Genomic DNA, 13,757 nt, shown 5'->3' with positions numbered 1-13,757 from the left:
GCCGGACGCCTCCCTCCGGATAAACCGGTTCGAAAGACGTTTAGAGCCGGTTTGTCTTGCAATTGCGCCGTCGACATAAGCTGCGCATCGCCGCGAGTGTCATCGGCAACGAGACTCGACTGTGACGGCCCAGCTCTCTATTTCGAGAGAGCCACCCGCATCAGTCGATGCCTCACCGCCTGAGCAATCCGGGCTGCGGCCGATTACGGCTATAATTCAGCGTTTTTTAGGCTTTGTGCCGTTTTCGTTGGAATTGTCGGGAAAGGAATCATGCCGATCTACGCTTATCGTTGCGAATCGTGCGGCTTTGCGAAAGACGTACTTCAGAAGATTAGCGATGCGCCGCTGACAAAATGCCCCGAATGCCAGGGCGACACGTTTCGCAAGCAGGTTACGGCCGCGGGCTTTCAATTAAAGGGTTCTGGCTGGTACGTCACCGATTTCCGTGGTGGGTCCAATGGCGGCGGTGCCAATAGCGGCGGTGCGGCCGCCACGGCAACCGGCAAGAAGGAAACCGGCGAGTCGAAACCGTCGTCGGCGACCGAGACGTCCACGAGCACGGCCAGCTCGACGCCGGCTGCGACGACAAGCTCATCCGACGCATAAGCGCGCAGCTCTGGGACCTGGCGGCCGGCACGTCGGCGAGTACCTCCTGCGGACGCCATTATGGGTCGCCCCGCTAGAGCGCGCGAGCAGCCACGCCAAACTTTTCTTGCGGTTTTCTGGCGGTACACATGAAGAAGACGACGCTCAAATCCGTGTTCCTCACCGGTCTGCTTGTAATCGTGCCCCTGGCCGTCACGCTCTGGGTGCTGGGGCTCATTATCGGTACGATGGACCAGACGCTGCTGTTGCTGCCGGCTTCCTGGCAGCCCGAGAAGCTTGTCGGGTTTCATCTTCCCGGGGTCGGCGCGCTGCTGACGCTCGCCTTCGTCTTCGTGGTCGGCCTTTTCACGCAGAACTTCATCGGCCAGAAGCTCGTCACGTGGTGGGATGCCATCGTGCGGCACATTCCGATCGTCGGGCCGCTCTATACGAGTGTGAAGCAGGTGTCCGACACGCTGTTCTCCAGCAACGGCAATGCGTTTCGCAAGGCGCTACTGATCGAGTACCCGCGGCGGGGCTCATACACGATCGGGTTTCTGACGGGGGTGCCGGGTGGCGACGTCGTCAATCATCTGCAGGAAGATTGCGTGAGTGTCTACGTGCCGACGACGCCGAACCCGACATCGGGCTTCTTCCTGATGGTGCCGAAAAGCGAGGTGATCGAGCTCGACATGACTGTCGATGCCGCCCTCAAGTACATCGTCTCGATGGGCGTGGTCGCCCCGGCGCCGCCGCTTCCGGTCACACCGGCGCGGCACCCCGTCGAGCCGCCTCTTTAATGCCGAGCGCGCCGTTAGGCGTTTCGCTCATTCATGCAAACGATAGACGAACATCATGTCGATGAGATCTGAATACTGCGGTCTGGTGACCGAACACCTGCTGGGCCAAACCGTCGCGCTGTGCGGATGGGTGCAACGCCGGCGCGACCATGGCGGCGTCATCTTCATCGACTTGCGCGATCGCGAGGGGCTTGTGCAGGTCGTGTGCGATCCGGATCGGCCCGAGATGTTCAGGATGGCTGAGGGCGTGCGCAACGAGTTTTGCGTTCGCGTGGTGGGCGTTGTGCGCAACCGTCCGGAAGGCACGATCAACGCGGGCCTGAAAAGCGGCAAGATCGAGGTTCTGTGCCATGAACTGACGGTGCTCAATGCATCCGTCACGCCGCCGTTCCAGCTGGACGACGACAATCTCTCCGAGACGACGCGCCTCACGCACCGGGTGCTCGATTTGCGCCGCCCCCAGATGCAGCACAACCTGCGTTTGCGTTATCGCGTCGCGATGGAAGTTCGCAAATACCTGGACGCACAGGGCTTCATCGACATCGAAACGCCGATGCTCACCAAGAGCACGCCTGAGGGCGCACGCGACTATCTCGTGCCGTCACGCGTCAACGCGGGGCAGTTCTTTGCTCTGCCGCAGTCGCCGCAGCTGTTCAAGCAACTGTTGATGGTGGCGAACTTCGATCGCTACTACCAGATCGTGAAGTGCTTCCGCGACGAAGACCTGCGCGCGGATCGCCAGCCGGAGTTCACGCAGATCGATTGCGAGACGTCGTTCCTCTCCGAGCAGGAGATTCGCGATCTCTTCGAAAAGATGATCCGGCATGTTTTCAAGGAAACGATCGACGTATCGCTCGACGAGACGTTCCCGGTCATGCAATACGCCGAGGCCATGGCGCGGTTCGGATCGGACAAGCCTGACCTGCGCGTGAAGCTCGAATTCACTGAGCTCACCGATGCGATGAAGGATGTCGAGTTCAAGGTTTTCAGCACACCGGCCAATGCGAAGGATGGCCGTGTCGCGGCCTTGCGCGTGCCGAAGGGCGGCGAGCTCACGCGCGGCGATATCGACGGTTACACCGAGTTCGTGCGGATCTACGGGGCGAAGGGTCTCGCCTGGATCAAGGTCAACGAAGTTGCCAAGGGACGTGACGGTCTGCAAAGCCCGATCGTCAAGAACCTTCACGATGCCGCTATTGCTGCGATTCTCGAGCGCACGGGCGCGCAGGACGGCGACATCATCTTCTTTGCAGCGGATCGCTTGAAGGTCGTCAACGACAGCCTTGGCGCGCTGCGTCTGAAGATCGGCCATTCGGAATTCGGCAAGGCGAACGGCCTGGTCGAGCAGGGCTGGAAGCCGCTTTGGGTCGTCGATTTCCCGATGTTCGAGTACGACGAGGAAGAAGCGCGCTACGTGGCGGCGCACCACCCGTTCACGAGCCCGAAGGACGAACACCTCGAGTACCTCGAAACCGATCCGGGCCGTTGCTTGGCGAAGGCCTACGACATGGTGCTGAACGGTTGGGAAATCGGTGGCGGCTCAGTGCGGATTTATCGCGAGGACGTCCAAAGCAAGGTGTTCCGTGCATTGAACATCGGGCCCGAGGAGGCGCGCAACAAGTTTGGCTTCCTGCTCGATGCACTGCAGTATGGTGCGCCCCCGCACGGCGGCATTGCGTTTGGTCTTGACCGCATCGTCACGATGATGGCGCGTGCCGATTCGATCCGCGACGTGATCGCGTTCCCGAAGACGCAGCGTGCACAGTGTCTGCTGACGCAAGCGCCGAGCGCCGTCGATGAGCGTCAGATGCGCGAGTTGCACATCCGTCTGCGGCAGCCGGAGCAGCCGAAGGCGTGAGCAACGCTTGAGGCGGCCGAAGCCGTCCTGTTGAAATGAAGAAAGGCGCATACGCGCCTTTTTTCATCTCGGAGCAGAAGGGTTGAAGAACCATGCAAAAGCCACTGAAAATTCCGGAGTCTGTCCTCGTCGTCATCTATACGCCCGAGCTTGACGTGCTCGTCATCGAGCGTGCCGACCGCCCTGCCTTCTGGCAATCGGTGACGGGCTCGAAGGACCATATCGACGAGCCGCTCGCCGTGACGGCCGCCCGAGAAGTGGCGGAGGAGACCGGCATCGTCGTTGGGGGGGACGATGTTCCGGAGACGGCTCTCATCGATTGGCGCGAGCAGATCGAGTATGAGATCTATCCGGTCTGGCGTCATCGCTACGCGCAAGGGGTCACACGTAACGTGGAGCACTGGTTCGGCCTCGAGGTGCCGTACCGGATGGACGTCCAGCTCGCACCACGCGAGCACACTGCCTACCTCTGGCTTCCCTACGAGCAAGCCGCCGCGCGCTGCTTTTCCTTGTCCAACCGGGACGCAATCCTGCAGTTGCCAAACCGCCTTCGCGCGCCGGGCGAATGAGCCGGCGTCGCACGCCTCGAATCGAGCAGGTCGGGGCACTTGCTTTCGTTGCGCGGGCAACCTCGTCAATCGGCGCATGTTCGATGAGGCGACCTCGTCGTAATGGGTCGCGCCTGCAATGAGATTCGCGCCGCCAACCCTGACTTCACGCTAGGACGCAAGCTCCGGCGATGGGGCGTCGCTGCCCGCGCGGCGACATAAAGGTGCGAGTGCTCGCCGGCCGCGAGGCGTTTGCGTGCCTCGATCACGCTGTGCGCCGCGTTTGACGGCCGCCTTGCGCTTCGACGAATACGAAAGAACGATGCCGTCACGGCGGGTATGGGCGTGGAGCTGATGAACTGGGCGGCGTGCCTGATTTGCCGCGCGGCCATGAAGATGCTCACTGTCGGCGGTTACGATTGGCCCGTGGACTTCCCGCCTCATGGTCGAGGTGGCGAATGGCCTTCAAAAAGCTCACCCCGGCTTCAACAAAGCGGTGCCGGGCGCCTCGCTGAAAGACGCCCGGTTAGACATCGGTTTCTAATAAATTTCTTGTCTCGGCGACGGCCGAGTTCAATAATAGTACGGCCGTTCGATTTTTGTTCGGTCATACGGGAACGGTATCAGCCCATGCGAAAAGGTGAACAGACGCGCGCCGCAATCCTCGATGCTGCGCTCGAATTAGCGAGCCGAAACGGGCTCGAGGGTCTGACGATTGGCCTTTTGGCCGAGCGGATGCAGATGAGCAAGAGCGGCGTGTTTGCGCACTTTGGCTCGCGCGAAGACTTGCAGGTGGAAGTGGTGCGCGAGTATCACCGCCGGTTCGAGGAGGAGGTGTTCGTTCCGAGTCTGCGCGAGCCACGCGGACTGCCGCGTTTGCGCGCGATGCTGCGCCGCTGGATCGAGAAGCGCATCCAGGAAGTCATGACGGGATGCATCTATATCAGTGGTGCCGTCGAGTATGACGACCGGGGCGACAACCCGGTGCGCGAGCAGTTGGTGGCAAGCGTTTCCACTTGGCGCGCGGCGCTTCTGCGCGCGATCGCGCAGGCGGTTCACGAGGGGCACCTGCGCCCGGATACCGATCCGGAATTGATGTTGTTTGAGCTCTACAGCTTGACGCTCGGCCTGCATCACGACGCGCGGTTTTTGCATTTGCCCGATGCCGTGCGTCTCACGTGGGCTGCGCTGGAAAAGACAATCGATTCTTATCAAACCGAAAACCGTTAGCGGGGCGGGCAGCCAGCCTGAGGCGTTTCGCCGATGCCGTTGCAATCTTTGGGAGCTTAAGTCATGGGTCAGTACACCGCGCCGATGCGCGACATCCAATTCGTCCTGCACGAGTTGCTCGACGTCGAAGCTGAGCTCAAGGGCATGAGTCAGCATGCCGATCTCGACGCCGATACGATCAATCAGGTCATCGAGGAAGCCGGCAAGTTCTGCGCGGAGGTCGTGTTTCCGCTCAATCAGAGTGGAGACGAGGAGGGGTGCACATACGAAGGCGAGGGAATCGTCAGGACACCTAAGGGTTTCAAGGAAGCGTATCGGCAGTACGTCGAAGCGGGGTGGCCCGCGCTTGCTTGCGATCCCGAATACGGTGGCCAGGGTTTGCCCGCATTCGTCAACAACGTGCTCTACGAGATGCTGAACTCGGCGAATCAGGCGTGGACCATGTATCCGGGGCTTTCGCACGGTGCTTATGAGTGTCTCCATGCGCATGGCACGCCCGAGCAGCGCAAGGTCTACCTGCCGAAACTTGTCGCCGGCACCTGGACCGGCACGATGTGCCTGACGGAACCCCACTGCGGCACGGACCTTGGCATCCTGCGCACCACGGCGGAATCGAATGGCGACGGCTCGTACGCCCTGTCCGGCACCAAGATTTTCATCTCGAGCGGCGAGCACGATCTGGCAGACAACATCGTTCACCTCGTTCTTGCGAGGCTGCCCGATGCGCCGGCGGGCACGAAGGGCATTTCACTGTTCGTCGTGCCGAAGTTCATTCCGACTGAAGCGGGCGAGCCGGGTGAGCGCAACGCCATCTTCTGCGGCTCCATCGAGCACAAGATGGGCATCCACGGCAACGCGACTTGCGTGATGAATCTCGACGGCGCCCGCGGCTGGCTCGTCGGCGAGGCGAACCGTGGGCTGCAGGCGATGTTCGTGATGATGAACGCGGCGCGCCTCGGCGTCGCGATGCAGGGCGTAGGCCTCACGGAAGTCGCCTATCAGAACTCGCTCGCTTATGCGAAGGAGCGCGTGCAGATGCGCTCGCTGACAGGCCCGAAAGCGCCGGATAAGCCGGCCGATCCGATCATCGTTCACCCGGACGTGCGGCGCCTCCTGCTCACGCAGAAGGCCTATGCCGAGGGCGCGCGCGCGTTTTCCTATTGGGCTGCATTGCAGATCGATCGCGAGCTTTCTCACGAAAGCGAAGCCGTGCGCAGGGAAGCGGCCGATCTCGTCGCATTGCTGACGCCGGTGCTCAAAGCCTTCCTGACGGACAACGCCTTTGAATGCACGAATCATGCGCTGCAAGTGTACGGCGGTCATGGCTACATTGCCGAATGGGGCGTCGAGCAATATGTGCGCGATGCGCGCATCAACATGATCTACGAAGGTACGAATGCCGTGCAGGCGCTCGATCTGCTCGGCCGCAAAGTGCTGTCCGATATGGGCGCAAAGCTGAAGAAGTTCGGCAAGCTCGTGACGGACTTTATCGAGCAGGAGGGCGTGAAGCCCGAGATGCAGGAGTTCGTCAACCCTCTCGCCGACATTGGCGAGAAGGTGCAGAAGCTGACGATGGAAATTGGCATGAAGGCCATGCAAAACCCCGACGAAGTCGGTGCGGCCGCCGTGCCCTATTTGCGTACCGTAGGCCATCTCGTCTTCTCGTATTTCTGGGCACGCATGGCACGTATCGCGCTCGACAAACAAGCGTCGGGTGATCCGTTCTACCAGTCGAAGCTCGCCACGGCGCGTTTTTACTTCGCGAAGCTGTTGCCCGAGACGGCCGCGACCATTCGCATGGCACGCGCGGGTGCGAAGCCGCTGATGGAGATGGATGAAGCATTGTTCTGAGCGACGCCCAAGCGAGGCCCGCCGCACGATCGACCGAATGGCGACGGCGCCCGCATTCTTCAGACGACCGTCGCTCGGAGCGCGTCCGTTCGCAACCGGACGCGCGACGAGCCGGACAGCATGACTCCCACGGAGAATAGACGTGAGCAATCTGATCATTCGCAAGGTGGCCGTGCTCGGCGCCGGCGTGATGGGCGCGCAAATCGCCGCGCACCTCGTCAACGCCAAGGTGCCGGTGCTGCTCTTCGACTTGCCGGCCAAGGAAGGTCCGAAAAACGCCATCGCGGCAAAGGCGATCGAGAATCTGAAGAAGCTATCGCCGGCCCCGCTTGGCGTAAAGGACGACGCGCGCTACATCGAGCCCGCGAACTACGAGGACGATATCGCGCGGCTTGCCGAATGCGATCTTGTCATCGAGGCGATCGCCGAGCGCATGGACTGGAAGCATGACCTCTACCAGAAGGTTGCGCCGCATCTCGCTGCCCACGCGATCTTTGCGACGAATACGTCGGGTCTTTCAATTACTCAGTTGTCCGAAGGATTTCCGGATGAGCTGAAGTCGCGCTTTTGCGGCGTGCATTTCTTCAATCCGCCGCGCTATATGCATCTCGTCGAGCTGATTCCGACGACTACCACCCACGCGCAAATCTTGGACGATCTCGAAACGTTCCTGACGAGCGCCGTCGGCAAGGGTGTCGTGCGCGCAAAGGACACACCGAACTTCATCGCGAACCGAGTCGGCATCTTTTCGATCCTGGCCGTTATGAAGGAGGCCGAGAAGTACGGGCTGCGCTTCGATGAAGTCGACGATTTGACGGGCGTACGCCTTGGCCGCGCCAAATCGGCGACGTTCCGCACAGCTGATGTGGTCGGCCTCGACACCATGGCGCACGTCATCAAGACGATGCAGGACAACCTCGCCGACGATCCGTTCTTCCCCGTGTATGAGACGCCCGCCGTACTGGCCTCGCTCGTGCAAAAGGGTGCGCTCGGCCAGAAGACCGGCGGCGGCTTCTACCGCAAGGAAGGCAAGGCAATCAAGGTGCTCGCCCCGACGTCGAGCGAGTACGTCGAAAGCGGTGCGAAGGTCGATGAGCTCGTTGGCCGCATCCTGAAGCGCCCGCCGGCTGAGCGCCTGAAGCTGCTGCGCGAAACGGAGCACCCGCAAGCGCAATTCCTCTGGGCCATTTTCCGCGACGTCTTCCATTACATTGCCGTGCATCTCGAGTCGATCGCCGACAACGCACGCGATGTCGATCTCGCAATACGGTGGGGCTTTGGCTGGAGCGAAGGACCCTTCGAAGGATGGCAGGCCGCAGGCTGGAAGCAGGTGGCCGAATGGGTGCGTGACGATATCGAGGCGGGCAAGGCGCTATCGAATGCGCCGCTGCCTGCGTGGGTGTTCGAGGGCGAGGTAGCAAAGAAGGGCGGGGTTCATACGGACGAAGGGTCGTGGTCGCCGGCAGCGAGCGCGTTCGTGCCGCGCTCGAGCCTGCGCGTCTACGAAAAGCAAGTTTTCCGTGCACCGCTCGTCGGCGAGACGGGGCGCAATCCCAGAGCCTTCGGCAAGACGCTGATCGAGAACGATGTGCTGCGCGCGTGGGTCGACGATCGTGCCGGCGAGGGTGATGTCGTGATCGTCTCGTTCAAAAGCAAGATGAACACGATGGGGCCGAGCCTTCTCGACAGCCTGACGCAAGCCATCGATCTCGCGGAGCGCGATTACAAGGCGGTCGTGATCTGGCAACCGACGTCGCTGACACTCGGCACGCCGGGCGGTCCGTTCTCAGCTGGCGCCAATCTCGAAGAAGCCATGCCCGCGTTCATGATGGGCGGCGCGAAGGGTATCGGACCGTTCGTCGAGAAGTTCCAGCAGACGATGATGCGTGTCAAATATGCGAACGTGCCTGTTGTTACGGCGGTGTCGGGCATTGCGCTCGGTGGCGGCTGCGAGCTCATGCTCCATAGCGCCAAGCGTGTCACGCACGTCGAAAGCTATATTGGCTTGGTGGAAATCGGTGTCGGTCTGCTGCCGGCCGGCGGTGGCTTGAAGGAAGCGGCGTTGCGCGCGGCCGAGGTTGCTGACGCCGTCGGGGCATCGAACGGCGAGCTGCTCAAGTTTCTGACGAAGCCGTTCGAAAACGCGGCGATGGCGAAAGTCTCGGGCTCCGCGCACGAAGCGCGTGCGATGGGCTATTTGAAACCATCGGACACCGTCGTCTTCAACGTGTTCGAGCTGCTCCATACGGCGAAGAAAGAAGCGCGCGCACTGGCCGAAGCGGGCTATCGTCCCCCGCTGCGCGCGTCGGGCATTCGTGTCGCGGGGCGCTCGGCGATCTCCACGATCAAGGCGCAACTCGTCAATATGCGCGACGGCAACTTTATCAGCGCTCACGATTACCTCATCGCTTCGCGTATCGCCGAGGTCATCTGCGGTGGCGATGTGGAGGCGGGCAGCCTCGTCGACGAGACGTGGCTCCTCGCCCTCGAGCGTCGCGCATTCGTCGAGTTGCTTGGCACGCAAAAGACGCAGGAGCGAATCATGGGCCTGCTGCAAACCGGCAAGCCCGTACGCAACTAACACTCGCCCTCGTATCGAGGGGCAAGGACGCGCCGGAAGCACCGTAAGCACGGGCAGGCGCTCCTTGCGAAGGCACTTGCATTCAGGAGCTGCATATGAGCAAACAGCTGCAAGACGCATACATCATCGCCGCGAGTCGCACGCCGATCGGCAAGGCGCCACGCGGCGCGTTCAAAAACACGCGCCCGGACGAGTTGCTCGTCCACGCTATTCGGTCGGCCGTCGCCCAGGTGCCGGCACTCGATACGACGGTCATCGAGGATGCGATCGTCGGCTGCGCCATCCCTGAGGCTGAGCAAGGGCTCAACGTCGCGCGCATCGGTGCGCTCTTGGCGGGCTTGCCGCAGTCGGTCGGCGGTGTGACGGTCAACCGCTTCTGCGCATCGGGTGTGACTGCGCTCGCGATGGCGGCCGATCGCATCCGCGTCGGTGAGGCCGATGCCATGATCGCAGGCGGCTGCGAATCGATGAGCATGGTGCCGATGATGGGCAACACACCATCGATGTCGCCGCACATCTTCGAGCGCGATGAAAACTACGGGATCGCCTACGGAATGGGGCTGACGGCTGAGCGTGTCGCCGAGCGCTGGAAGGTGAGCCGCGACGATCAGGACCGCTTCTCCCTCGAATCGCACGAGAAGGCCATCGCGGCGCAAAAGGCGGGCGAGTTCAAAGACGAAATCGCGCCGCTTGCGATCGTGGAACGCTTTCCCGATCTGGCCACGGGCGAGGTGTCCGTAGGCAAGCGCGAACTTGCGCTAGACGAAGGGCCGCGGCGCGATGCATCGCTCGAAGGGCTTCAGAAGCTCAAGCCCGTCTTCATGAACAAGGGGACCGTCACCGCCGGCAACAGCTCGCAAATGTCGGACGGCGCAGGTGCGCTTATCGTCGTCTCCGAAAAGATCCTCAAGCAGTTCAACCTGACGCCGCTTGCGCGTTTTGTCAGCTTCGCAGTGCGCGGCGTGCCGCCGGAAGTCATGGGGATCGGGCCGAAAGAAGCCATTCCTGCGGCCCTCAAGGCGGCGGGCCTCAGGCAGGACGACCTCGACTGGATTGAGCTCAACGAAGCGTTCGCGGCTCAGGCGCTCGCCGTGATTCGCGAGCTCGGACTCGATCCGGCGAAGGTGAATCCGCTGGGCGGTGCGATTGCGCTTGGGCATCCGCTCGGTGCGACGGGCGCGATTCGCGCGGCGACGGTGGTGCACGGTTTGCGTCGTCGCAACTTGAAGTACGGCATGGTGACGATGTGCGTCGGCACCGGAATGGGCGCCGCGGGCATTATTGAGCGCCTGTGATCGGGAAGAGCGTGTCTTTTCAGGGTTCGCCGGCTTAAATCCCCCGACCGTGGGCGGCCTGCGAACCCGTCTCTATCGGGAGCCCGTAAGTGACGAATGAGATTCTGCTCGAGCGAGCCGAAGGCGTCTTGACGATCGCTTTCAACCGCCCGGACAAGAAGAATGCGATAACGTCCGCCATGTATCAAGCCATGACGGACGCCCTGGCCCAGGCGCACGACGATCCCGGCGTGCGCGCGATCGTCATACGCGGTAGTGCGGGGGTATTCAGCGCGGGCAACGATCTCGATGACTTCATGAAGGCGCCCCCGACGGGCGAACATGCGCCGGTGCTGCAGTTTCTGCGCAGCATCAGTACGGCCCAAAAGCCGCTGGTGGCATCGGTGGCAGGCGTTGCCGTTGGCATCGGAACAACGCTGCTGCTGCATTGCGATCTCGTCTACGCGGCCGATTCGGCGACGTTTTCGCTGCCGTTCACGCAACTCGCGCTGTGCCCCGAAGCTGCTTCGAGCCTGCTGTTACCGCGCATTGCCGGCTACGCGCTGGCGGCGGAAAAACTGCTGCTCGGCGAGGCATTCGACGCGCATGAGGCGCATCGCATGGGCATCGTCAACCGCCTGTTGCCTGCGCAAGACGTGGACGCGTTCGCGTTTGCGCAGGCGGCCAAACTTGCGGCGCTGCCTGCTTCGTCGTTGCGCGTGACGAAGATGCTGATGCGCCGCGCGGGCGAACAGGAAGTCGCCGAACGCATCGAGGAGGAGGTCGCTCACTTCGGCAAGATGCTGCTTGCACCTGAAGCGCGTGAGGCGATGACCGCCTTCTTCCAAAAGCGCAAGCCGGACTTCAGACAGTTCGATTAGCCGTCCTGTCGATCGGGCATGCTTGCGTTTTCGGCTGACTGCCCTCGACAGCATGCCGCTGCGCGGTGGTCCGCCATGGTGCGGGCAATGAGCCGAGTCTTCGAGCCACGGGGGCTCGGGCCGTCCATGCGGGGCCGTAAGCGATCCCTATAAGGTCCCGTAATCCACGTATCCGGCTTCGCGACAAAAGCTGAGCAACCGGATTCCGGCTTGGCGGGCGATTGTGATGGCAAGCGTTGAGGGCGCCGATATCGTCGCTACCATCGGAATGCCTACGCGCGCCGCCTTGCGTACGAGCTCGTAGCTCGCACGGCTCGAGAGGAAAACGAAGCCGTCGGTCGGATCAGCCCGATCGAGGATAAGTTGGCCGATGAGCTTGTCGAGCGCGTTATGGCGTCCGACATCTTCGAACGTGCGACGAATCGTCCCATCGGCGGCGCACCATGCGGCGGCGTGCAGGCCGCCAGTGAGTTTGGTGAGTGCCTGATGCTCGGGCAATGCGCGCGCAGCGCGTGCAATCGCATCCGGGGCGAGGCGTGCAAAAAAACCGGTGTCCGGGACGCGCTCGGGGGCCAGATCGAGCAGATCGATGCTTTCGATGCCGCATACGCCGCAGCCGGTACGTCCCGAGAGCGCCCGCCGTTTTTCCTTGAGCGCGACGAAGGCTTGCTGCACGACGGTCAGATCGACTTGAGCATAGGGAATCGGCGCGCCATCCGGGTGTGTTGTCACCTCGATGTCATGAATGTCGCTGCCGCGCTCGACGATGCCTTCGGAAATCGCGAACCCCACGGCAAACGCTTCGAGGTCGCGCGGCGTGCACATCATCACTGCGTGCGAAATGCCGTTGAAAACGAGTGCGATGGGCCATTCCTGACCGATGCTGTCGGCGATTGTTTCGACGGTGCCGCCACGGTGCCGGTGCACCTTAAGCTCAACAGCGCCGGGCTGTTCGGCGTAATCCAACGGTTCGTTCAAGAGGACTCCTTCGCTCAGGTCAAGCGGCTCAGCTCGTGGCGAGAGGCCGCGTGCAAGCTGTGCCGCTGGCATGGACGATGCGCGCGCTGCGGCGCCGCCGCATCGTGCCGTGCCGCACAAAGGTTCTAAAATACCCGAAGCAAGCCGCATTTGCCGAAATGCGACTTTTTAAGCCCGAGGAGACATTGTCATGGGACTGCTTGAAGCCCCGCTGCTATTTGATTTCGAAGTTGTATCGTCGGAGGATTTCAAGTTCATTCCGATGTCGGTGCGCTTTAATCTCGATCGTTTTGGACTGCGCATTTCGCTCGCGCAATGGCTGCTGTTGCCCTATGCGGACCGAGTGCTGCTTGCGCGTTTTCCCGTCGACGACGATACCGCGATCGAGCCGAACTTTGATCATGCGCTGTTTGAAATGATGCGCACGCACGCGGGCGTGGAGCCCGAGTGGTTTGCGCCTGACGTCGAACCGGCGTGGCGCGACACCCGTGCGGTGCCGGACGCCGTTGCACATCAGTGCGGTATTGCTGGTCTGACCGTACCGGCTGCCGAGCGCTGGGCGCAACTTGCTCCGTTCAAGCGCTACATCCTGGCGAAGCTTTCACGCAAACCGCAGGGCAATCACGATTTCGTGCCCGCAATGAAGGAATTCGGGCTCGTCGGCTGATCGGTCGCCATAGCGTTTTGTCTAAGGCAGATTGCGCGCTGGCCGAGGGTTGGGCGCAACTCAGCGCTTCTCGCCTCATGATTTAAATTGTCTGCTTTTTCGAACGGGCACTCAATCTTACAATCCGGCTGCCGTTAACCATCGGAGGGCCATCCCCTCTTATCTGCACTCCTGACCGACTGGGCGGCAACCGGTGTGAGGAGTGCACCGTCCCGTGGCGCGACAGACGTTCGAGATTCATGACATCTTCTTTCTCTAAGCGACTCCTGATCAATCTTGCAGTCGTGGCGGCCGCAATTGGCGCAAACGCACTCGTCGCGTACACGCAGATCCGCGTCGAGCGTGCGACGAGTGCGCGGTCATTGCAGTCGATGAACATGATGGGCGATCTCGACGCTTATCGCGGAGCGCTCACGGACGGCCTCGAGGCACTGGGCCGCTTTGGACTGAATGGGGTACCGGTGCCAAGCATGCTCGCCGCCGGTCAGGCAGTGACGCTGGCGC

At 61.9% G+C, this 13,757-nt stretch carries 12 protein-coding genes; 11 read left to right on the top strand and 1 reads right to left on the bottom strand.

Going from position 1 to position 13,757, the window contains the following annotated elements; translation table 11 throughout:
- Positions 1-270: 270 nt before the first annotated feature.
- The 9 genes from VL598_RS09740 (at position 271) to VL598_RS09700 (ending at position 11,608) form a co-directional block, all read left to right on the top strand.
- The gene (locus VL598_RS09740) at positions 271-606 is read left to right on the top strand and encodes an FmdB family zinc ribbon protein (protein ID WP_325326506.1); all 336 of its coding nucleotides are present in this window, start codon (positions 271-273) and stop codon (positions 604-606) included.
- Positions 607-734: 128 nt separating this feature from the next.
- The gene (locus VL598_RS09735) at positions 735-1,385 is read left to right on the top strand and encodes a DUF502 domain-containing protein (RefSeq protein WP_325326505.1); all 651 of its coding nucleotides are present in this window, start codon (positions 735-737) and stop codon (positions 1,383-1,385) included.
- A gap of 55 nt (positions 1,386-1,440) precedes the next feature.
- Entirely contained in the window at positions 1,441-3,243 is a 1,803-nt protein-coding gene (gene aspS, locus VL598_RS09730; RefSeq protein ID WP_325326504.1) for an aspartate--tRNA ligase, read from the top strand.
- A gap of 92 nt (positions 3,244-3,335) precedes the next feature.
- Positions 3,336-3,812 carry a dihydroneopterin triphosphate diphosphatase gene (gene nudB / locus VL598_RS09725; RefSeq protein ID WP_325326503.1) on the top strand — a complete coding sequence of 159 codons (477 nt, stop codon included), beginning with the start codon at positions 3,336-3,338 and terminating at the stop codon, positions 3,810-3,812.
- 609 nt (positions 3,813-4,421) lie between these two features.
- Entirely contained in the window at positions 4,422-5,021 is a 600-nt protein-coding gene (locus tag VL598_RS09720) for a TetR/AcrR family transcriptional regulator (protein ID WP_325326502.1), read from the top strand.
- Positions 5,022-5,084: 63 nt separating this feature from the next.
- A complete protein-coding gene (locus VL598_RS09715) occupies positions 5,085-6,872 on the top strand; it encodes an acyl-CoA dehydrogenase C-terminal domain-containing protein (RefSeq protein ID WP_325326501.1) in 1,788 nt (595 codons plus the stop codon).
- A gap of 142 nt (positions 6,873-7,014) precedes the next feature.
- Complete coding sequence (locus VL598_RS09710; RefSeq protein WP_325326500.1) at positions 7,015-9,453, top strand: 3-hydroxyacyl-CoA dehydrogenase/enoyl-CoA hydratase family protein; 2,439 nt, start codon at positions 7,015-7,017, stop codon at positions 9,451-9,453.
- A 95-nt stretch (positions 9,454-9,548) separates the two neighbouring features.
- The gene (locus VL598_RS09705) at positions 9,549-10,748 is read left to right on the top strand and encodes an acetyl-CoA C-acyltransferase (protein ID WP_325326499.1); all 1,200 of its coding nucleotides are present in this window, start codon (positions 9,549-9,551) and stop codon (positions 10,746-10,748) included.
- 89 nt (positions 10,749-10,837) lie between these two features.
- Positions 10,838-11,608 carry an enoyl-CoA hydratase gene (locus tag VL598_RS09700; protein WP_325326498.1) on the top strand — a complete coding sequence of 257 codons (771 nt, stop codon included), beginning with the start codon at positions 10,838-10,840 and terminating at the stop codon, positions 11,606-11,608.
- A 147-nt stretch (positions 11,609-11,755) separates the two neighbouring features.
- Here VL598_RS09700 and fdhD read toward each other — a convergent pair whose 3' ends face one another.
- Positions 11,756-12,586: a formate dehydrogenase accessory sulfurtransferase FdhD gene (gene fdhD / locus VL598_RS09695; protein WP_325326497.1), complete on the bottom strand. Its 831-nt coding sequence runs from the start codon at positions 12,584-12,586 to the stop codon at positions 11,756-11,758.
- A 190-nt stretch (positions 12,587-12,776) separates the two neighbouring features.
- Between fdhD and VL598_RS09690 the strand changes: the two genes are divergently transcribed.
- Entirely contained in the window at positions 12,777-13,253 is a 477-nt protein-coding gene (locus VL598_RS09690) for a nitrate reductase associated protein (protein ID WP_325326496.1), read from the top strand.
- Positions 13,254-13,492: 239 nt separating this feature from the next.
- Positions 13,493-13,757: hypothetical protein (locus VL598_RS09685; protein WP_325326495.1), on the top strand; the 265-nt coding region annotated here is incomplete at its 3' end.

Source organism: Trinickia sp. (assembly GCF_035492435.1).
Lineage (GTDB): Bacteria > Pseudomonadota > Gammaproteobacteria > Burkholderiales > Burkholderiaceae > Trinickia.
This window is presented reverse-complemented; position numbering and strand designations above follow the sequence as displayed.

Bases quoted from the DNA above. Each gene is read 5' to 3' on its own strand.
- VL598_RS09735 (WP_325326505.1), top strand. From the start codon at position 735: ATGAAGAAGACGACGCTCAAATCCGTGTTCCTCACCGGTCTGCTTGTA.
- VL598_RS09740 (WP_325326506.1), top strand. From the start codon at position 271: ATGCCGATCTACGCTTATCGTTGCGAATCGTGCGGCTTTGCGAAAGAC.
- aspS (WP_325326504.1), top strand. From the start codon at position 1,441: ATGTCGATGAGATCTGAATACTGCGGTCTGGTGACCGAACACCTGCTG.
- VL598_RS09720 (WP_325326502.1), top strand. From the start codon at position 4,422: ATGCGAAAAGGTGAACAGACGCGCGCCGCAATCCTCGATGCTGCGCTC.
- VL598_RS09715 (WP_325326501.1), top strand. From the start codon at position 5,085: ATGGGTCAGTACACCGCGCCGATGCGCGACATCCAATTCGTCCTGCAC.
- nudB (WP_325326503.1), top strand. From the start codon at position 3,336: ATGCAAAAGCCACTGAAAATTCCGGAGTCTGTCCTCGTCGTCATCTAT.
- VL598_RS09705 (WP_325326499.1), top strand. From the start codon at position 9,549: ATGAGCAAACAGCTGCAAGACGCATACATCATCGCCGCGAGTCGCACG.
- VL598_RS09690 (WP_325326496.1), top strand. From the start codon at position 12,777: ATGGGACTGCTTGAAGCCCCGCTGCTATTTGATTTCGAAGTTGTATCG.